Origin of the sequence: Streptomyces sp. AgN23, from assembly GCF_001598115.1 — a bacterium.
Lineage (GTDB): Bacteria > Actinomycetota > Actinomycetes > Streptomycetales > Streptomycetaceae > Streptomyces > Streptomyces antimycoticus.
Genome location: NZ_CP007153.1, coordinates 1,039,125 through 1,060,964 on the forward strand (window position 1 = coordinate 1,039,125; position 21,840 = coordinate 1,060,964).

The 21,840-nt window shown below is 69.7% G+C and carries 2 protein-coding genes; both read right to left on the reverse strand.

Translation table 11 applies throughout. The annotated features are described in order from the left end of the window. Positions 1-20: 20 nt before the first annotated feature. Positions 21-17,090, reverse strand: a complete 17,070-nt coding sequence (locus AS97_RS48445; protein WP_210564373.1) for a type I polyketide synthase — start codon at positions 17,088-17,090, stop codon at positions 21-23. A gap of 26 nt (positions 17,091-17,116) precedes the next feature. Beyond that, positions 17,117-21,754 carry a non-ribosomal peptide synthetase gene (locus AS97_RS04565; protein WP_210564374.1) on the reverse strand — a complete coding sequence of 1,546 codons (4,638 nt, stop codon included), beginning with the start codon at positions 21,752-21,754 and terminating at the stop codon, positions 17,117-17,119. Positions 21,755-21,840: the final 86 nt, after the last annotated feature.

Sequence of the window (21,840 nt, forward strand, 5' to 3'; positions counted from 1 at the left end):
AGTCGAACTCGACGGCAGGTTCACGAGATACCGAATTCCTTGCCGAGGAGATCGAACATCTCCTCGTCCGTCGCGGAATCCAGTTCAATGTCACGGTCAGTGGCCGCGCCCCAGTGGGACAGCAGACTCTTGATCTTCGCGGCGACCTCGGCACCGGCCACGTCGCTCGGGGACAGGTCGGACAACACCGCTTCGAGCCGGTTCAGCTCGTCGAGCACGGACGTCGTATCGTCCTCGGTCTCGCCCTGGAGGAGTTGGGCCCGGACATGGTCCGCGAGCGCCGCGGTGGTCGGATAGTCGAAGATGACCGACGCCGGGAACGGTACGCCGGTGGCAGTGGCCAGGCGGTTGCGCAGCTCCACCGCGGTGAGCGAGTCGAAGCCGACCTCCTGGAAAGTCCTCGAGGGGTCGACGGAAGAGGGCTTCGCATGCCCCAGCACGGCCGCCACGTGGGTACGGACCAGTTCCAGCACCGCCCGGTCGCGCTCGATCCGCGACATGCCCCGCAGCCGGGTGGCGAATTCCTCGACCGGTTCCATAGGAGGGGTGGCGATCGTGAGTAGTTCGCTCAGCAGCGGGCTCGGCCGTACGGCGGTGTACCGGGAGCCAAAGCTCGACCACTCCACGTCCGCGATCATCATCGTGGTCTCGTCCGCGACCAGTGACTGCTGAAGCGCGGTGATCGCCAGCTCCGGGGGCATCCCGGGGAGCTGCCGCTGAGCCGCCCCCATGCCGCTGTCCGCCCAGGCACCCCAGGCCACAGACGTGGCCACCAGCCCCTCGGCCCGGCGCCGCTGGGCCAGTCCGTCCAGAACGGCGTTGGCCGCCGCATAGCTCCCCTGACCCGCGTTGCCCAGCGTGCCCGCAGCCGACGAGAACAACACGAAGGCATCCAGATCCCGACCCCGCGTCAACTCATCCAGGTGCCGCGCCCCCGCAACCTTGACCCGCATCACCTCCCGGATCCGCTCAGACGTCAGCGACTCCAACACACCGTCATCCAGCACGCCCGCCGCATGAACCACCACACGCAAATCCGCAATCCCCTCCACCAACGCCGCAGCCTCTCCCCGATCAGCCACATCACACCCCACCACCGACACCACCACACCCGATACCTCCAACCCCGCCACCAACTCCGCGACGCCGGGTGCCTCGGCCCCCCGACGACTCGCCAGCACAATCCGTTCCACGCCGGCCCCCGCCAGCCAACGCGCCACATGGCCGCCCAGCGCGCCCGTACCCCCGGTGACCAAAGCAGCCCCACGACCACGCCACTCGGCGGACGTGTCCGCCGCCCCTGCCACCCGGAGCAACCGGGCACCCCACGCTCCAGCGGCACGGACCGCCACCTGGTCCTCGCCCGTCCCCCCGCTCAGAACCCGACACAGCCAAGCCCCGACACCCTCATCCACCACCGGCGGCAGATCGATCAACCCACCCCAGCGATCGGGATGCTCCAAACCGATCACCCGGCCGAGCCCCCACAGCCCCGCCTGATCCGGATCCACCACATCCCCGTCGGCCGCCGAGACCGCACCCCGAGTAACACACCACAGCGGAGCAACCGTACGAAGCGTCCGCAGCAAGAGGACGGTCTCCTCGACGGGCAGCAGCGACACCACACCCGCCAGGGCAGGGACGGTCTCCGGCGCCGCGAGCTCTGCCACCGTCACCATCCGCACCTCGGCCCCTGCCGCGCGCATCGCACCCATCAGGTCATCGGCGCCGCCGCCCGGCTCGGTCACCAGTAGCCATGTGCCGGTGAGGACGGACTCTTCGAAGACGCCCGGAATCGGCGACCACCCGAGTCGATAGCGCCAGCCGTCGATGACCGATTGCTCCTGCCGCACCCTTCGCCATGCCGCCAGGGCAGGCAGAGCCGCGCTGAGCGACTGCTCGGCGTCGATACCGAACCAACCGAAATCCTCACGCTCGACCGCGTCCCAGAACGCCGCATCCACGGCGCTGGTCACGGGCTGGTCCGAGGTCGGCTCCAGCCAGAACCGCTCACGCTGGAACGCATACGTCGGCAACTCAACCTGCCGAGCCCCCGGAAACACCGCCGCCCAATCGATCTCGATGCCCCGGACGTACAGCCCGCCCAGAGCGGCCATCGCGGTAAGGGGCTCCGGGCGATCCGGACGCAGTACGGGCAGTCCGTCGCCATCGGCCAGAGCGGTCAACGTGCCGTCCGGTCCCAGCTCCAGGAAGGTACTGACGCCCAGCCCACGGAGTGTGTCGAGCCCGTCGGCGAACCGGACGGTCTCCCGCACATGACGCACCCAGTACTCCGGCGAACACAGCTCGTCGCCCGCCACCACACCGGATACGTTCGACACCACCGGCACACTCGGGGCCCGGAACTCCACCCCCCGCAACACCTCACCGAACTCCGCCAGCATCCCGTCCATACACGACGAATGAAACGCATGACTCACCCGCAACCACCGCGTCCGCACCCCCCGACCGATGAACACCTCCTCGACGGCACGTACCGCCTCCTCATCACCGGAGATGACGGTCGCCGCCGGGCCGTTGATCGCCGCCACGCTCACCCGACCCTCGTAACCGGCCAGATGCCGAAGCACCTCGGCCGCAGCGGCCTGGAGAGAGACCATCGCACCGCCCTCGGGCAACGCCTGCATCAAACGACCCCGAGCAGCCACCACCCGCGCCGCATCCTCCAACGACCACACACCCGCCACACACGCCGCAGCCAACTCACCAATGGAATGACCCAGCAGATAATCCGGCTTCACACCCCACGAGACGACCAACCGATACAACGACACCTCAAGCGCGAACAAACCCGCCTGCGTATACGCCGTCCCACCGAGCAACCCAGCATCATCACCCCACACCACCTCACCCAAAGGCCGCTCCAAATACCGATCCAGCTCCCCACACACCTCATCCCACGCCACAGCAAACACCGAATACGCCTCATACAACCCACGCCCCATCCCCAACCGCTGCGAACCCTGACCCGCAAACACCACACCCAACCCACCACCGACCGGAACTCCCACAACAACCGAACCCTCCAAAGCCCCAAGCAACCCCGCCCGATCCACACCCACCACCACCGCACGATGCGACAACGCAGAACGAGCAGCCACCAACGACCACCCCACATCAGCGGAATCCAGATCCGAATTCCGCTCCGCGAAGGCCCGTAGCCGTACGGCCTGCGCCCGCAAACCTGCCTCGTCCCGGGCCGAGAACACCCAGGGAATCGCCGGGAGTTCGATCCGCTCCGGCCCGGGCTCGGGTTCGCCCGTCGTGTCGGGGGCCTGCTCCAGAATCACATGGGCGTTGGTACCGCTCGCCCCGAACGATGAGACTCCGGCGCGGCGGGGCCGACCGGCCTCCGGCCACGCCGTCTGCTCGGTCAGCAGCTCCACTGCACCGGCCGACCAGTCCACATGGGTCGACGGTTCGTCCAGGTGCAGAGTCCGGGGCAGCACGCCGTGGCGCATCGCCATCACCATCTTGATCACACCGGCCACACCCGCCGCCGCCTGCGTATGACCAATATTCGACTTCACCGAACCCAGCCACAGCGGCCGCTCGCGATCCCGGTCCTGACCGTACGTGGCCAACAACGCCTGCGCCTCGATCGGATCACCCAGCGTCGTCCCCGTACCGTGCGCCTCGACCGCGTCGACCTCCGACGCCGAAAGTCCGGCGCTCGCCAGCGCCTGCCGGATCACCCGCTGCTGCGACGGACCATTCGGCGCCGTCAACCCATTCGACGCACCATCCTGATTCACCGCCGAACCCCGCACCACCGCCAACACCCGATGCCCGTTGCGCTCAGCATCGGACAACCGCTCCACCAACAGCAGCCCCACACCCTCCGACCAACCCGTACCATCCGCACCAGCGGCAAAGGACTTGCACCGGCCATCGGCGGCCAGCCCGCCCTGGCGCGTGAACTCCACAAAGACCTGCGGCGTCGCCAGCACGGTGACTCCGCCCGCGAGCGCCAGCGAGCACTCACCGCGCCGCAGCGACTCGCTTGCCAGATGCAGCGCCACCAGCGACGACGAACACGCCGTGTCCACCGTCAGGGCGGGCCCCTCCAAACCGAACGTATAGGCCAGCCGCCCCGACGCCACGCTGCCCGCGATGCCCGTACCTCGATAGCCCTCGATGTCCTCCGGGACATCGGCGAGCCACGACCCGTAGTCGTGGTACATCACGCCCGTGAAGACTCCGGTCCGGCTGCCTTTGAGCGTGTCGGGGGCGATTCCGGCCCGCTCGAACACCTCCCAGGCCGCCTCCAGCAGCAGCCGCTGCTGCGGATCCATCGCCAGCGCCTCACGCGGCGAGATACCGAAGAACCCGGCGTCGAACTCAGCGGCGTCATAGAGGAATCCGCCGTCTCGGGCGTACGAGGCACCGGCGCCGTCCTTGGCTCCGGCCAAGGTCGCCAGGTCCCAACCCCGGTCCGTGGGCAGCGCGGAGACCGCGTCGGTGGCCGAGTCGACCAGGCGCCACAGATCCTCGGGGGACTCGACACCTCCGGGGAAGCGGCAGCTCATGCCCACGATCACAATCGGATCGTCGTCGACGGCCGGCAACGGCGCCGTCGGGGTGGCGGCGGGCAGGGAGCCCCATACCTCCGCCAGCACACGCTCGGCCAGCAGTTGCGGGGTGGGGTGATCGAAGACGGCGGTGGCGGGCAGCCGTACGCCGGTGGCCGCGCTGATCCGGTTGCGCAGTTCCACCGCGGTCAGCGAGTCGAAGCCGATCTCCTGGAAGGTCCGCGCGGTGTCGATGGACTCCGCGGAGACGTGGCCAAGGACACCGGCCACGTGTTCCTGCACCAGGCCCACGACCCGGTGTTCCCTTTCGGCGTCTGTCGCCCCGGCGAGTTCGTGCCGCAGTCCGGCCGGAGTGCCTCCGGTCCCGACTGCTCTACGGACGGGGGCGGTGACCAGACCGCTCAGGATCGACGGCAATGTGCCCGCGGCAGCCTGTTCCCGCAGTGCCGGCATGTTCAGGGGCGTGGCCAGCACCATCGCCTCATCGGCGGCGAGCGCCGCGTCGAAGAGATCGAGTCCTTGTTCGCTGCTGATGCTCGTCCCCACGGACCGGGAGATCCTCGACAGTTGGACCTCGGCCAGATCGGTGGTCAGTTCGCTGCGTTCTTCCCAGAACCCCCACGCGATGGACACCCCCGGCAGCCCCCGCGCCCGCCGATGCGCAGCCAACGCATCCAAAAACCCATTCGCCGCCGCATAACTCCCCTGACCCGCATTCCCCAACACACCCGCCGCCGACGAAAACAACACAAACGCCGACAGATCCAACCCACACGTCACCTCATGCAAATACCAAGCCCCCAACGCCTTCGGCCCCAACACCCCAACCAACCGCCCCCCATCCAAAGAACCAACCACCCCGTCATCCACCACACCCGCCGCATGCACCACCACCCCCAAACCCTCAATCGACCCCACCAACTCCGCCACCGCACCCCGATCCCCCACATCACACGCCACCACCCGCACCCGCGCACCCAACCCCTCCAACTCCCCAACCAAACCCCCAACACCCGGAGCACCCCAACCCCGACGACTCACCAACACCACCTCACCCACCCCATACACCGACACCAAATGACGCGCCACCAAACCACCCAACAACCCCGTCCCACCCGTCACCAACGCCACACCACCACCCACACCCGCCACCACACCACCACCACCCACACCACCACCACTCACACCCACCAACCGCGGCACCCACACCCGCCCCCCACGCACCGCAACCTCCGACTCCCCCAACCCCACCACATCCGGAACCACACCCCCAACACCCCCAACAACCACACCCTCATCAACACCCACATCCACCAGCACAAACCGCCCCGGATGCTCCGACTGCGCCGACCGCACCAACCCCCACACCGCACCACCACCCACATCCTCCACACCCTCACCACCCACCGACACCGCACCCCGCGTCACCACCACCAACCGCGAACCCCCAAACCGCTCATCCCCCACCCACAACCGCAAAACCTCCAACACACCCACCACATCAACCCCCGACAACACCACACACCCCGGCACCACCCCACCCGAAGCAACCTCACCCCACTCCACAAACGACCCCACCCCACACACACCCACATCCACCCACTCCACCCGATACAACGCATCGCGGTTGCCCACCCGGGCGTCAGCGAGCTGTCCCTCCGGGACGGGTCGGAGTACGAGGGACTCCACCGACAGGACCGCCTCACCCGCCTCATCGGTCACCCTCAGCGACACCGCGTCCGGCCCGGCGGGCGTCAGCGCCATCCGGACGGCGGACGCGCCGACCGCGTGCAGCCTGACGCCGCTCCAGGAGAACGGGAGGTACGCCTCGCCGTCGTCGGTGATCAGGCCGCCGAGTCCGACGCCGTGCAGCCCGGCGTCGAGCAGCGCGGGATGTATCGCGCAGCGCGCCGCATCACCTCTCGCCTCCTCCGGTACCGCCGCCTCGACGAAGACCTCGTCTCCCCGCCGCCAGGCCTCCCGCAGCCCCTGGAACACCGGGCCATACGCATACCCCCGCTCCGCCAACACCCCATAAACCCCCTCGACCCCAACCCGCTCCGCACCCACCGGCGGCCACACCTCCACAGCCGACACCTCAGCATCGGCCACCCCCACCACACCCACCGCATGCCGAACCCACTCACCCTCCCGACACGAAAACACCGACACCGAACGGCGACCCCCCTCACCGGGACCACCCACCGAAACCTGAACCTCCACCTCACCCCGCTCCGGAAGCACCAACGGCCCCTCCAACGTCAACTCCTCAACCACCCCACACCCCAACCGCAACCCCGCCTGCAACACCAACTCCACAAACCCCGTCCCCGGGAACAGGACCACACCGGATACCGAGTGTTCGGCCAGCCAGGGCTGACCAGCCAGCGAGAGCACACCGGTGAGCAGAGCACCTCCGGAATCGGGCAAGGGCACCACCGCACCCGCGAGGGGGTGGTCGACCTCGGCCGAGCCGGGTGTCGACCGGAGGGAAGCCGCCCAGAAGCGCCGACGCTGGAAGGCGTAGGTCGGCAGGTCGATGGCGTGCGCGTCCAGCCCGGCGAAGGCCGCCCGCCAGTCCACCGCCACGCCCCGGACATGCAACCGGGCCAGCGTGGTAAGGAAGGAGACCAGGCCGCCGTCGTCGCGGCGCAGCGATCCGGTGGTGATGATGGGGGTGTCGGTGGCGTCGGCTGTGTCCTGGACGCCGATGGTCAGCACCGGATGCGGACTGGCCTCCACGAACACCGTGTGACCTAGCTCCAGCAGCCCCTCGATCGTGGACCGGAACTCCACGGTCTCGCGCAGGTTCCGGTACCAGTACCCCGCATCCAACTCCGCGGTATCCATCACCCGCCCGGTCACCGTCGAATAAAACGGCACCCGCCCACTACACGGCTCCACCCCCGCCAGAGCCTCCGCCAGCTCCCCCCGGACCTCCTCCACCTGCACCGAATGCGACGCGTAATCCACCGGAATCCGCTTCGCCTCCGGAAACTCCACCAACACCGCATCCAGCACCTCAACCGACCCGGACACCACCGTCGACACCGGACCATTCACCGCCGCCACCGACAACCCAGGGCGGTCACGAAGCCGGTCCGCAGACACCGGAACGGACACCATCCCACCCCGACCCGACAAAGCCAGCAACGCCTTACTCCGCAACACCACCACCCGCGCACCATCCTCCAACGACAAACCACCCGCCACACACGCCGCCGCGATCTCACCCTGCGAATGCCCCACCACCGCCGACGGCACCACACCAAACGAACCCCACAACTCCGCCAACGACACCATCACCGCCCACAACACCGGCTGCACCACATCCACCCGACCCAACGCCACCTCATCACCCAACACATCCCACAACGACCACTCCACCAACGAAGCCAACGCATCCGCACACTCACCCAACCGCCCCGCGAACACCGGCGAGGACTCCGCCAACTCCAACGCCATCCCCACCCACTGCGACCCCTGACCCGGGAAGACGAACACCACGCCACGATCCGCCCCGACCGCGCCGGTGACCTCCACCGCGTCCAACCCACGTCGCAGTGTGGCGAGGTCCGTGCCCACGACGACGGTGCGATGGGGCAGCAGCGCACGCGTTGATGCCAGCGACCAGCCCACGTCCACCGGGTCAAGCGCGGGATGGTCGTCGACGAAGGTCCGCAATCGCTCGATCTGCGCCCGCAGACCCGCCTCGTTCGCGGCCGAGAGCACCCAGGGCACCGCCACCGGCGCCACGCGATCCTGTCTGCTCTCGGCCGCCACCTCCGGTGCCTGCTCCAGGATGACGTGGGCGTTGGTGCCGCTCACGCCGAAGGCCGACACCCCGGCTCGTCTCGGTCGGCCTTCCTCCCGCCACTCGGCCGACTCGGTGAGCAACTCCACCGCGCCGGTGGACCAATCCACCTTCGGTGTCGGCTCATCCACATGCAGCGTTCGCGGCAGCACACCGTGGCGTATCGCCATCACCATCTTGATCACACCGGCCACACCCGCCGCCGCCTGCGTATGACCAATGTTCGACTTCAACGACCCCAACCACAGCGGCCGCTCCGGATCCCGGCCCTGACCGTACGTGGCCAACAACGCCTGCGCCTCGATCGGATCACCTAGCGTCGTCCCCGTACCGTGCGCCTCCACCACATCCACATCCGCCGCCGACAAACGGGCATTCGCCAACGCCTGCCGGATCACCCGTTGCTGCGACGGACCATTCGGCGCCGTCAACCCATTCGACGCACCATCCTGATTCACCGCCGAACCCCGCACCACCGCCAACACCCGATGCCCAAGACGCTGAGCGTCCGACAGCCGCTCCACGAGCAGCATGCCCACGCCCTCGCCCCACCCCGTGCCGTCCGCCGCCCCGGCGAACGCCTTGCACCGACCGTCCGGGGCCAGCCCGCGCTGGCGCGAGAACTCCACGAACGTGCTGGGCGTCGCCATCACCGTCACACCGCCCGCGAGTGCCAGCGAACACTCGCCCCGCCGCAGCGCCTCACTCGCCAGATGCAACGCCACCAGCGAGGACGAACATGCCGTGTCCACGGTCAGGGCGGGGCCCTCCAGACCCAGCGCGTAGGCGATACGACCGGACATCACGCTGGTCGCGGCGCCGGTCAGGGCGTACCCCTCGTCCGATGCCGAGGGATAGCCCTGGGCCCAGCCGCCGATGAAGACACCGGTCCTGCTGGATCGCAGGGAGGTCGGCGCCATCCTGGCGCGCTCGAAGACCTGCCACGCCGACTCCAGCAGCAGTCGCTGCTGGGGGTCCATCGCCAGCGCCTCACGCGGGGAGATGCCGAAGAGTTCCGGGTCGAACTCCGCGGCGTCGTCGAGGAATCCGCCCGTACGCGCATAGCTGGTGCCGGGCCGGTCGGGATCCGGGTCGTACAGCGCGTCCGCGTTCCAGCCGCGGTCGTCGGGGAAGTCGCAGAGCACTTCCCGGCCCTCGCTGACGACCCGCCACAACTCCTCGGGGGATTGGATGTCTCCCGGGAAACGGCAGCTCATCGCGATGATGGCGATCGGCTCGTCGAAGACCACCGCGCCGACGGACACAGCCTCCTCGGCGGAGGGCACCGCGAGGGAGCCCGACCGGTCGCCGCCGAGCAGTTCCGAGCGCAGCAGGTCGGCAACGGCCCGGCAGTTCGGGTGGTCGAACAACAAGGTGGCCGGGAGACGCAGTCCCGTACTCGTGTTCAGCCGGGTCCGCAGCTCGACCGCCGTCAGCGAGTCGAAGCCCAGTTGCCGGAAGGGCACCGTCGGGTCGATGGCCACCGGGTCGCGATGGCCCAGGAGTTCGGCCGCATGCTCCCGTACCAGGTCCACCAGCATCCGGTCCTGATCGGCCACGGGCACCCCGGCCAGTCGCCTCCGCAATCCGGTGAGGTCGCCTGCCTCCGCCAGGGCTCCGGAGCTCCTTCGCAGCTGTGGCAGATCGCTCAGCAGGGGGCTGGGCCGACCGGCCATGAAGGCCGGGCCGAATCTTTCCCAGTCGACGTCCGCGATGACCGGGCAGGGCTCGTCCGATCCGACGACGTGGCGCAGTGCGGCGACGGCCGACTCCGGCCGCATCGGGCGCAGGCCGATGCGGCTCAGCCGCTCCTCGTCCCCGGGCGCGAGGCTGCCGCCCCAGGTGCCCCATCCGATCGAGGTGGCAGGTAGGCCGCGTGCCCGGCGCCGCTGTGCCAAACCGTCGAGCAGGGCGTTCGCCGCCGCGTAACCGGCCTGGCCGGCGCCGCCCCAGACCGCCGCTGCCGAGGAGAAGAGGACGAACGCCTCCAGCGGCGCATGGTCGAGCAGCTCGTCCAGGTGCAGGGCGCCGGTGACCTTGGCGTCGAAGACGGCGGCGTACTCGTCGAGATCCGCGTCGATCGCACCGCCGAATCGCACGGTTCCCGCCAGATGGACCACGGCGGTGAGGTCCGGCACCGACGCCAGCACCTCGGCGAGAGCGGTCCGGTCGGTCACATCGCAGGCCGTCATGGTCACTCGTACGCCGAGCGCGGTCAGTTCCTCTTCCAGCGCGGCCGCCCCTGGGGCCTGCGGGCCGCGACGGCCGAGCAGCACCAGGTGCTCCGCGCCGGCCTGTGCCAGCCACCGTGCCACCTGTGCGCCCAGCGCTCCGGTACCTCCGGTGATCAGAACCGTGCCGTGCGGGCGCCATGCATCGGCCGGTCCGGTCGTGGCCGCCGGTTCCAGCCGTCGGCCCAGGGCCGCCGAAGGCCGCACCGCGACCTGGTCCTCGCCGACCGTCTCGGCAAGCACGGCGACGAACCTCCGCGCCACCTGCGCGCCCCACTGTGTGGGCAGGTCGATCAGGCCACCCCAGTGCCCGGATCGCTCCAGCCCGGCCACCCGTCCGAATCCCCATATCGCCGCCTGGGCGGGGCTGGGTTCCGGATCCCCCGGCAGAGCCGCGACGGCCGACCGGGTGACACACCACAGCGGCACCTCGACCTCGGCGGCGGTGAGCGCGCACAGCAGCTCGACGGTGTGCGCCAGCCCCTGGGACAGGGCCCGATGCGTCGGATGCGGACGCTCGTCGAGGGCCAGGAACGAGACGACACCGGAGATGTCATCGGCTCCCACCGCATCCGTCAGCGGCCCGGTCAGGCTCTGACGCTCCGCGTCGTGCGACACCTGGAGGGTACGGACCCGCGCGCCACCCTGCTCGGCCAGAGCCCGGGCACCGGCCATGGCCCACTCGTCCCCTTCGGGGACCACCGCCAGCCATGTGCCCGGCAGGGTCGGGGTGTCCATCCCGGGCAGTGGCTTCCAGGCGATCCGGTATCGCCACGCGACCGCGGCGGACTCGGCAGTGTCCGCTCCAAGCCAGAACCGTTCCCGTTGGAAAGCGTACGTCGGCAGCTCGACGGGCGAGACGCCGACGAAGAGCGGTCGCCAGTCGACCCGGACACCGCGCACATGGAGCTCGGCCAGGTGGCTCAGGAAACGCTGGATCGTGCCGTCGTCGCGGCGCAGCGATCCGGTGGTGATGATCGGGGTGTCGGTGGCGTCGGCGGTGTCCTGGACGCCGATGGTCAGCACCGGATGCGGGCTGGCCTCGACGAACACCGTGTGACCCTGGCGGACGAGGGTCTCAACGGTGCCCTGGAACTCCACGGTCTCCCGCAGATTCCGGTACCAGTACCCCGCATCCAGCTCCGCGGTATCCATCAGCCGCCCGGTCACCGTCGAATAAAACGGCACCCGCCCACTACACGGCTCCACCCCCGCCAGAGCCTCCGCCAGCTCCCCCCGGACCTCCTCCACCTGCGCCGAATGCGACGCGTAATCCACCGGAATCCGCTTGGCCTCCGGGAACTCCACCAACACCGCATCCAGCACCTCAACCGACCCGGACACCACCGTCGAGCCCGGACCATTCACCGCCGCCACAGACAACCCCCGGCGATCCCCCAACCGATCAGCCGCCACCGGAACGGACACCATCCCACCCCGACCCGACAAGGCCAGCAACGCCTTGCTGCGCAAGGCCACCACCCGCGCACCATCCGCCAGCGACAGACCACCCGCCACACACGCCGCCGCGATCTCACCCTGCGAATGCCCCACCACCGCCGACGGCACCACACCAAACGAACCCCACAACTCCGCCAACGACACCATCACCGCCCACAACACCGGCTGCACCACATCCACCCGCCCCAACGCCACCTCATCACCCAACACATCCCACAACGACCACTCAGCGAACGGAGCCAGCGCATCCGCACATTCACGCATCCGCCCCGCGAACACCGGCGAGGACTCCATCAACTCCAACGCCATCCCGACCCACTGCGACCCCTGACCCGGGAAGACGAACACCACGTCTCCGGGTGCTCCGGTGCCCCGTACCACTCCGGGCGCGGGCATCCCGTCGGCCACCGCGTCCAGACCGCCCAGCAACTCGTCGTAGTCAGCCCCCATGACCACCGCGCGGTGCGACAACGTCGTACGTGTCGATGCCAGCGACCATCCCACCTCTGCCGGAGTGGGACGGGGACCGCGCGCCAGGAAGGCGTGGAGCCGCTCGGCCTGCGCCCGTAGCCCCGCCTCGCCCTGACCCGACAACACCCAGGCGACCGCCGCGGCTCCGGGGCCGCCTTCCCCGATGGGATCGGTCGGCTGGGCCGTCCGGGGGGCCTGCTCCAGGATGACGTGCGCGTTGGTGCCGCTCACTCCGAACGACGAGACGCCCGCTCGGCGCAGACCACCGGCCGTGGTCCACGGCATTGCCTCGGTGAGCAGCTCAACCCCGCCGCCGGACCAGTCGACGTGTGGCGACGGCGCATCCACATGCAGCGTTCGCGGCAGCACGCCGTGGCGCATCGCCATCACCATCTTGATCACACCGGCCACACCCGCCGCCGCCTGCGTATGACCGATATTGGACTTCACCGAGCCCAGCAGCAGTGGCCGGTCCGACGCCCGGTCCTGACCGTAGGTGGCCAGCAATGCCTGGGCCTCGATGGGATCACCCAGCGTCGTACCCGTGCCGTGCGCCTCCACGGCATCCACATCCGACGCCACAAGCCCCGCGCCGGCCAGCGCTTGGCGGATGACACGCTGCTGCGACGGACCGTTCGGCGCCGTCAACCCATTCGACGCACCATCCTGATTCACCGCCGAACCCCGCACCACCGCCAACACCCGATGCCCAAGACGCTCGGCATCCGACAGCCGCTCGACCACCAGCATTCCGACGCCTTCGGCCCACCCTGTGCCGTCCGCCGCCGCCGCGAACGCCTTGCACCGCCCGTCCGCGGCCAGCCCCCGCTGACGGGAGAACTCCACGAACATCGCCGGTGTGGCCATCACCGTCACTCCACCCGCCAAGGCCAGCGAGCACTCGCCCGCCCTCAGCGACTGCGCCGCCAGATGCAATGCCACCAGCGACGATGAGCATGCCGTGTCCACGGTGACCGCCGGGCCTTCGAGGCCCAGGGTGTAGGACACCCGGCCCGAGGCCACGCTCGCCGCGGTGCCGGTCAGCCGATAGCCCTCGACCGCCTCTCCGGCATCCGCCGCGTAGCCGGCCGACGAGGCTCCGATGAACACACCTGTGCCACTGCCCTTGAGGTGCCCTGCGGGAATCCCCGCCTGTTCCAACGCCTCCCACGCCGTCTCCAGCAGCAGCCGCTGCTGCGGGTCCATCGCCGCGGCCTCGCGCGGCGAGATGCCGAAGAAACCCGCGTCGAACTCGGCGGCGTCGTAAAGGAATCCGCCGTCGCGCGCGTACGAGGTACCGAGGTGATCGGGGTCGGGGTGGTAGAGGCCATCGAGATCCCAACCCCGGTCGGACGGGAAGCCGGAGATGGCGTCTTCGCCGTCGGCCACGATCCGCCAGAGATCCTCCGGCGAGTGCACCCGGCCGGGGAACCGGCAGCCCATGCCCACGATCACCACCGGATCGCCACTGTCGGGCGTCGGCTCCGGCGCGGACACGGTCCGCTCGTCCACCCCGCCGTGGAGCGTGCGGTGCAGATGCTCGGCGAGCGCGGCGGGCGTCGGATAGTCGAACAACAAGGTGCTGGGTAGCGGGAGGGCGGTCGCCTCGCCGAGCCGTTCGCACAGCTCGACGGCGGTGATCGAGTCGAACCCCAGTTGCTTGAAGGTTCGCTCGGCGCCGATGGCCGCCACCGACTCGTATCCGAGTACGACGGCCGCGTGCGCCCGGACCATGCCGAGCACTCCGCCACCGCTCCGGCCCAGGTCCCAATCCTCAGGTCCGGAAGTGTCCTCAGGTCCGGAAGTGTCCTCAGGCTCGGAGACAATCCCAGGCTCGGAGACAACCCCAGGTGCGGAGGTGATCGCAGGTGCGGAGGTGAGCGCAGGTGCGGGCGTGGCCCCGCCCTCGGGGCCGGACACGGAAAACCAGTACGACTGCCGCTGGAAGGCGTACGTGGGCAGCGGAATCCGCCGCCCCCCGGACACCAGCGGGTCCCATACCACCTGGGCACCCGAGACATACAGCTCGGCCAGCGCGGTGACCAGGGCCAGTGGCTCGGGCCGGTCACGGCGGAGCGTGCCCACCAGCGTTCCGGGCCCGGTCAGGCAGTCGCGGGCCAGGGTGGTGAGCGCCCTGTCCGGGCCCAGCTCCACGATGGTGGTGACGCCCTCGCCTTCCAGCGCGCGAATGCCGTCCAGGAAACGTACGGTCCGGCGGACATGCCGTACCCAGTACTCCGGGGAGCACAGCTCTTCCGCCGTGGCACGGCTGCCGGTCACATTCGATATGAGCGGTATCCGCGGCGGCCGGTACGTGAGGCTCTCGGCGATATGCCGAAGCTCGTCGAGGACGGGGTCCAGATGCGGTGAATGGAAGGCGTGGCTGGTCCGGAGCCGCTTCGTTCTGCGTCCGCGGTGGGTCCATTGCGCCGCGAGGTCGAGTACGGCACGCTCATCCCCCGAGATCACCGTGGCGTTCGGTCCATTGACCGCGGCCACGCAGATCCGGGCGCTGTCGTCCGATGCCTCGCCCGTCATGAGAGTCCGGGTGACCTCGTCCTCGGTCGCTTCGAGCAGGACCATGGCGCCCGGTTCCGTCACGGCCTGCATCAGTCGGCCGCGGGCGGCGACGAAGGCGGCGGCGTCCGCCAGCGACAGCACACCGGCGACATGGGCGGCGCTCACTTCGCCGAGGGAGTGCCCGATCAGCACATCCGGTACGAGCCCGAAGTCCTCGAGCAGCCGGAAGAGCGCCACTTCCACCGCGAAGAGTCCGGCCTGGGCGTACAGCGTCTGGTCGAGCAGCTGGGCGTCGTCGCCGTGGATGACGTCCCGAAGGGGACGATCGAGGTGTGCGTCCAGCGCCGTGCACACGGCGTCGAGCGCTTCGGCGAACGCGGGAAAAGCGGCGCTGAGTTCGCGTCCCATGCCGAGCCGCTGGGACCCCTGGCCGGCGAAGGCGAAGGCAAGCCTGCCCGCCCTCGCCGTGCCGGTCACCAGGCCGGGAGCCGTGCCGCCTTCGGCGAGCGTGTCCAGGCCGGGTGCCGCGTCGGTGGCCTCCCCGGCGATGAGCACCGCACGGTGTTCGAAGGTGGTCCGGGTGGTGGCGAGGGAGAAGGCGAGGTCGGTGAGGTTCGGCGACCGTTCCAGATACGGCCGTAGCCGTACCGCCTGGTCCCGGAGCGCGTCCGCGGTCGACGCCGACAGCGCAAGCGGGACCGGGAGGGGGACAGGGGCAGGGGCCGGAACCGGGCTCGGGAGGACTCCGGGCTCCGGGTCCGCGGAGGCTCGGGAGGGGACCTCGGCGTGTGGTTCGGCAAGCACCACATGGCAGTTGGTGCCGCCCATCCCGAACGAGCTGACGCCGGCGACCAGGCGGTGGTCCGCCTTCGGCCACTCCCCCGGTGCCAGGCGCATTTCCAGGTTGAGCTCGCCCAGGGGAATGCGGGGATTCGGCGTGCGGTGATGAAGACTGGCCGGCAGTTGACGGTGGTGGATGGCCAGTGCCGTCTTCAGCAGTCCGGCGATACCGGCGGCGGCCTCGAGGTGGCCGATGTTGGTCTTCACCGAACCCAGCTGCACCGGCCCCGTCCCGGTCCGGCCGAAGACGGCGCCCAGGGCCGCCGCCTCGACCGGGTCGCCGAGCGCCGTTCCGGTGCCGTGCAGTTCCACGTACTGCACGGCGCCGGGTGAGACCGCGGCCCGCCGTTGGGCCAGCCGGAGCACCTCTTGCTGACCACGGGGGTCGGGGGCGGTGAGCGAGGTGCCGCCGCCGTCGTTGTTGACCGCGCTGCCCTCGATCACGCAGTAGACGGTGTCGCCGTCGGCGAGGGCGTCGGACAGCGGTTTCAGGACGACGATGCCGCCGCCCTCGCCCCGCACATAGCCATTGGCGCGGGCGTCGAAGGTGAAGCAGCGGCCGTCCGGGGAGAGCGCGCCGAACGCGGCGATGTCGGCGGCGGTTTCCGCGGAGAGGTTCAGGTTCACCCCGCCCGCCAGCGCGATCCGTGACTCGCCGCGGCGCAGGCTCTCCACGGCCATATGCACTGCGACCAGGGACGATGCCTGGGCCGCGTCGACGGTCACGCTGGGACCGCTCAGGCCGAGCACATGGGAGAGCCGGTTCGCGATCATGCCGCGCTGGACGCCGGTCAGCGTGTGGTGCGAGCGGCCCCGGGCACTGATCAGCGAGGCGTAGTCGGCGGATCCGGCACCGATGAACGCGCCGACGGTGGCTCCCCGCAGGGTGGCGGGCACGATGCCCGCGTCCTCCAGCCCCTCCCAGCCCAGCTCCAGTATCAGCCGCTGCTGGGGGTCCATCGTCACGGCTTCGCGTGGCGAGATGCCGAAGAACGCGGGGTCGAAACGGTCGACGTCGTCGATGAAGCCGCCGTGGCGGATGGCGGGCGGCATGGACGCGTCGTCGGTCCACCGCCCGGCGGGCACCTCGCTGATCGCCGAGACGCCCTCGCTCAGCAGCCGCCAGAACGCCTTGGGGTCGGGTGCCTGCGGAAAGCGGCAGGACATTCCGACAATGGCGATGGCCTCGTCCGGTTCCATGCTGTTCCTCGGGACGGAATCGTCGTTCACTGATCGCGCCCTCGGACCTGCCAGACCTGCGAGACCGACCGTCGGGGGTCCGCGGCGGCCGTGGAGACCACGGCCACCACGTCGTCGCAGAACCGCTCGATCGTGGCGCGGTCGAAGAGGGACGTGCTGAACAGCACGGTGCCGGCGAGGCCGCCGTCCTCCGCGTTCTCGTACAGGTCGATCTCCATGTCCACGTTGACGGTCACCGGTGGGTGGGTCATCAGGAACGGTTCGGCGGTCAGTCCGGCGAGCATCAGCGGCCGCTGTGGGGTGTTGACGATCTGGAAGATCACCTTTACCGGCGGATCGTCCGACAGCCGCGTTCCGGCATGGCCGCCGGTGGGTTCGTCCGAGTGCTTGAGTACGGAGACGAACGGCAGGTCCTGGTGCGTAAAGGCGTCGGACATCGCATCGCGCACCACCGTCAGCAGTGTGCCGAAGTCGGTGGCGCCGGAAACCTCGGTGCGCAGCGCCAGCATCTTGGAGACGAGGCCCACGACGTTCTCCAGTTCGTCCCGACCACGATTGGCCATGGGCACGCCGACGAGGACGTCCTGGTTGTCCGAGCGGGCGGACATGACCACCTTCAGCGCGGTGAGCAGCGTCATGTACAAGGTGGCACTGGACGATTCGCCCAGCCGCCGGGCCGCCTCCACGGCGTCCTTCGGCAGTCGCCAGTGGTGGATGCCGCTCTCGTATCGGGCCGACGTGGCGCGGGGCCGGTCGGTGGGCAGTTCGGCGGGCGTCATTTTGTCGAAATGCCGCTGCCAGTAGTCGAGTTGTCGTCGCAGCAGATCCCCGCGCAGCCACTCGCGCTCCCAGTTCGCGACATCGGCGTACTGGACGGGCACGGGTGGCAGATCGGGTTCGGCGCCGCGCAGCAGCGCCGAGTACACGACGGACAGATCGCGGACCAGCACACCCTGGGACCAGCCGTCGGTGACCAGATGGTGCAGGGTGAGCACCAGGACATGGTCCAGCTCGGCCAGGCGCAGTACGCGCAGCCTCGCCAGCGGGCCGCTCGTGAGATCGAAGGGCCGTGCCGCCTCCTGTCCGGCCAGTACGGAGGCTTCCGCCTCGTCGTCCGCCTCGGCCACCTCCACCTGGACCGGCACATGCGGCCGGATCACCTGGACGTATCCGTCGGCCTCCTTGACGAAGGAGGTGCGCAGGGCCTCGTGCCGGTCGATCAGCAGGGCCATCGCCCGCCGCAGGCAGTCGAGGTCCAGTTCGCCCGACACCCGCACGGCCATGGGGATGTTCCAGTCCCCGGCGTCGAGGAGATCGCCGAAGAAGAGGTCCGTCTGCTGCTGTGCGAAGGTGAGGGGGACGGGCTGATCGCGCCGGGCGGGGACCAGCGGCGGCAGCTCGGGGTCGGGAACGGACCGGGCCGCGGCGGTGAGCGTGGCCGCCAGTTCCCTGGGCGTGCGCTGCTGGAAAACGGTCTTCAGCGGCACGTCGATGCCAAGGGCGGTCCGTAGCCTGGCGACCACCCGGGTGGCGATGAGGGAATGGCCGCCCAGTGCGAAGAAGTCGTCGTCGATACCGGCCCTGGTGGCGCCGAGCAGTTCCGCGTAGACCCGGCAGACGGCCTCTTCCTCGGGGGTGCGGGGGGCGACGTAGCCGACCTCGAGCACGGTGCGCAGGTCGGGCGCGGGCAGCGCCTTCCGGTCGATCTTGCCGCCGGAGGTCAGGGGCATGGTGTCCAGCAGGACGAAAGCGGAGGGCACCATGTACTCGGGCACCGCGGACTCGACGTGCCGGCGCAGGGTTTCGGTCAGCCGGTCGTGCCGGTCCGCGGCGGTGGCATCGGCCACCACATAGGCCACCAGCCGCTTGTCCCCCGGGGTGTCCTCACGCACCATCACGGCTGTGTGGAGCACGTCCTGGTGCCTGGCGAGGATCGCCTCGATCTCGCCCGGTTCGATCCGGAAGCCACGGATCTTCACCTGGTCGTCGATCCGGCCGAGGTATTCCAGGTTGCCGTCGGGCAGCCAGCGCACCAGGTCGCCGGAGCGGTACATACGCGATCCATCGCCGTGGAACGGGTTCGCCACGAACCGGGAGGCGGTCAGATCCGGGCGGCCGAGATAGCCCCTGGCCAGGCCCGCTCCGGCCACGCACAGCTCACCGGGCACTCCCACGGGGACGGGCCGGAGCCGCCGGTCGACGACATACACCCGGGTATTGCCGATCGGGCGGCCGATGGGGGCGGTGAGCGGCCACTCGGCCACCTCGGCGGGGAGCGAGTACGAGGTCACCACATGGGCTTCGCTGGGCCCGTAGTGGTTGTGCAGCCGCAGCTCGGGGCGGCGGGCGCACAGCTCGCGCAGATCGTGGTGGAGGGAGAGGGGTTCACCGGCCTGTGAGAGATGGCGCAGCGCGGCCAGCTCGGTGCCGTGCGGATCCACCTCCTCCGAGATCGCCCGCAGCATCACATTCGGAACGAAGAGCTGGTCGATCTCGTGGGTGTGGATCCATCGGGCGAACTCGACGGGGTCCATGCGCAGTTCTTCGCCGGGGATGACGATCGTCTCGCCGTACAGCAGCGCCGAGAAGATCTCCTGCAGCGAGATGTCGAAGGTGAGCGTGGCGAACTGGGCCGTCTTGGCGTCGGGGCCGATCGGCAGGGCCTTCTTCTGCCAGGCCACCAGGTTGAGCACACAGGAGGCGGGCATGAGGATGCCCTTGGGGACTCCGGTGGAGCCGGAGGTGTAGATGACATAGGCGAGGTTCTGGGCGCTGGGCCGTGCCATGGGCGGGGTCGGGGGCCGGCTGGTGAGTGATGCGCGCTCGGCGTCGAGCAGGACGAGCCGGATCCCGGGCGTCCCGCCCTCCGTTTCGGCGGGCGTTTCGAGCAGGCTGGTGAAGCGCTGCTGGGTGACGGCGACGGTCACCCCGGCGTCGGCCAGTACGAATTGGATGCGGTCCCGGGGGTGGTTCGGGTCGATCGGCACATAGGCCGCTCCGAGCTTGAGGATCGCGAGGATGGCCACGATCATCTCGGCGCCGCGGTCGACACACAGCCCGACCAGGGTCTCGGGGCCGATCCCCCGGCTCTCCAGGAGGTGGGCGAGCTGGTTCGACCGCTGGTCCAGCTCGGCGTAGGTGATGCGGTCGGCGCCGCTGATCACGGCCACCGCGCCGGGGCGGTGCTCGGCCTGGGCGGTGAAGAGCGCGGGCAGCGATCCGGCCGGTACGGGGCCCGCGGTGTGGTTGAACTCCTCCAGGACCTTCGCCCGCTCGGCGTCGTCGAGCGGGGAGATCTCGGAGAGGCGCCGGTCCGGCTCGGCCAGAACACCTCGCAGGACGACGGTGACATGGTGCAGCAGCCGTTCGACGGTGCTCCTGTCGAACAGGGCCTCGCTGAAGACGATATGACCGAGCACGCCGTCCTCGGTCTCGACGAGATGGACCTCCAGGTCCATGCGCGTGAGGATCCGGCCGTGGTCGTAGGGCTCGGTCTCCGCGCCGGGCAGGGCGAGCCGCTCCGCCGGTACGTTGATCATCTGGAAGAGCACCTGTACCAGCGGGTTCCGGGACAGGTCCCGCTCGGGGTGCACCTGCTCCACCAGATACTCGAAGGGCAGGTCGCCATGGGCGAAGGCACCGGCCGCCATGTCCCGGACCCGTGCCAGCAGCTGGCGGAAGGTGGGGTCGCCGGACAGGTCGGTCCGCAGCACCACGGTATTGACGAAGAACCCGATGAGGCCCTCGACCTCGGCGCGCCCCCGGTTGGCCACGGGGGTGCCCACCGTGATGTCGTCACTGTCCACATAGCGGCCCAGGACCAGCTGGAAGGCGGCCAGCAAGGTCATGTAGAGGGTCGCGTTCTCACCGGCGCCCAGCCGGCGGGCGGCCTGGATCAGTTCGGCGGGCAGCTCCCAGCGCACCGCGTCGCCTTCCTGGCGGGCGACCGAGGGCCTGGGCCGGTCGGTGGGCAGCTCCAGCGCGGGCGCCATACCGTCGAGCCGCTTCGTCCAGTAGTCCAGCTGGCGGCGCAGGGTCGGACCGGACAGCCAGTCGCGCTCCCACTCCGCGTAGTCGGCGTACTGCACGGGCAGCGGCGGCAGTACGGGCTCCCGCCCGGCGTCGAACGCCTCGTACGCGGCGGACAGCTCACCCACGAGAATGCCCTGTGACCAGGCGTCCGTGGCCACATGGTGCACCGTCAGCAGCAGGACGTGGTCGTGTTCCTCCAGCCGCAGCACCTTGGCCCGCAGCAGGGGCCCGGTGCTCAGGTCGAAGGGCTCGGTGATCTCCGCTCCGGCAAGCTGCCGGACCGCGGCAAGCCGCTCCTCCTCCGGGCCGTCGGGCACCGATGCGATCCGCACCGGGACGGGGGCGGGGGGCAGGATCCGCTGCACCGGTTGGCCGCCGGTCTCGGTGAAGGTGGTGCGCAGCGCCTCATGCCGGGCGACCACCAGCGACAGGGCCCGGGAGAGATGAGCGACGTCCAGGCGGCCGCGCACCCGCACCGCGAAGGGGAGGTTGTACGAGGCGTTGCCGGGCTCCAGCTGGTCCAGAAACCACAGTCGCCGCTGCGCGAATGACGCCCTCAGCTCACGGTCCCTGGCGACGGGCACCACACCCGTGGATTCCTTTCGCCTGGTGCGCTCGAAGAGATTGCTCATGGCCGCGCTGAGACCTTGGGATTTGGGCGCGCCTGATTGCCCCACAACACAGCCTTCCCCGACGACTGATGGAAATGGTTTTGCGC

Bases quoted from the DNA above. Each gene is read 5' to 3' on its own strand.
- AS97_RS48445 (WP_210564373.1), bottom strand. From the start codon at position 17,090: ATGGAACCGGACGAGGCCATCGCCATTGTCGGAATGTCCTGCCGCTTT.
- AS97_RS04565 (WP_210564374.1), bottom strand. From the start codon at position 21,754: ATGAGCAATCTCTTCGAGCGCACCAGGCGAAAGGAATCCACGGGTGTG.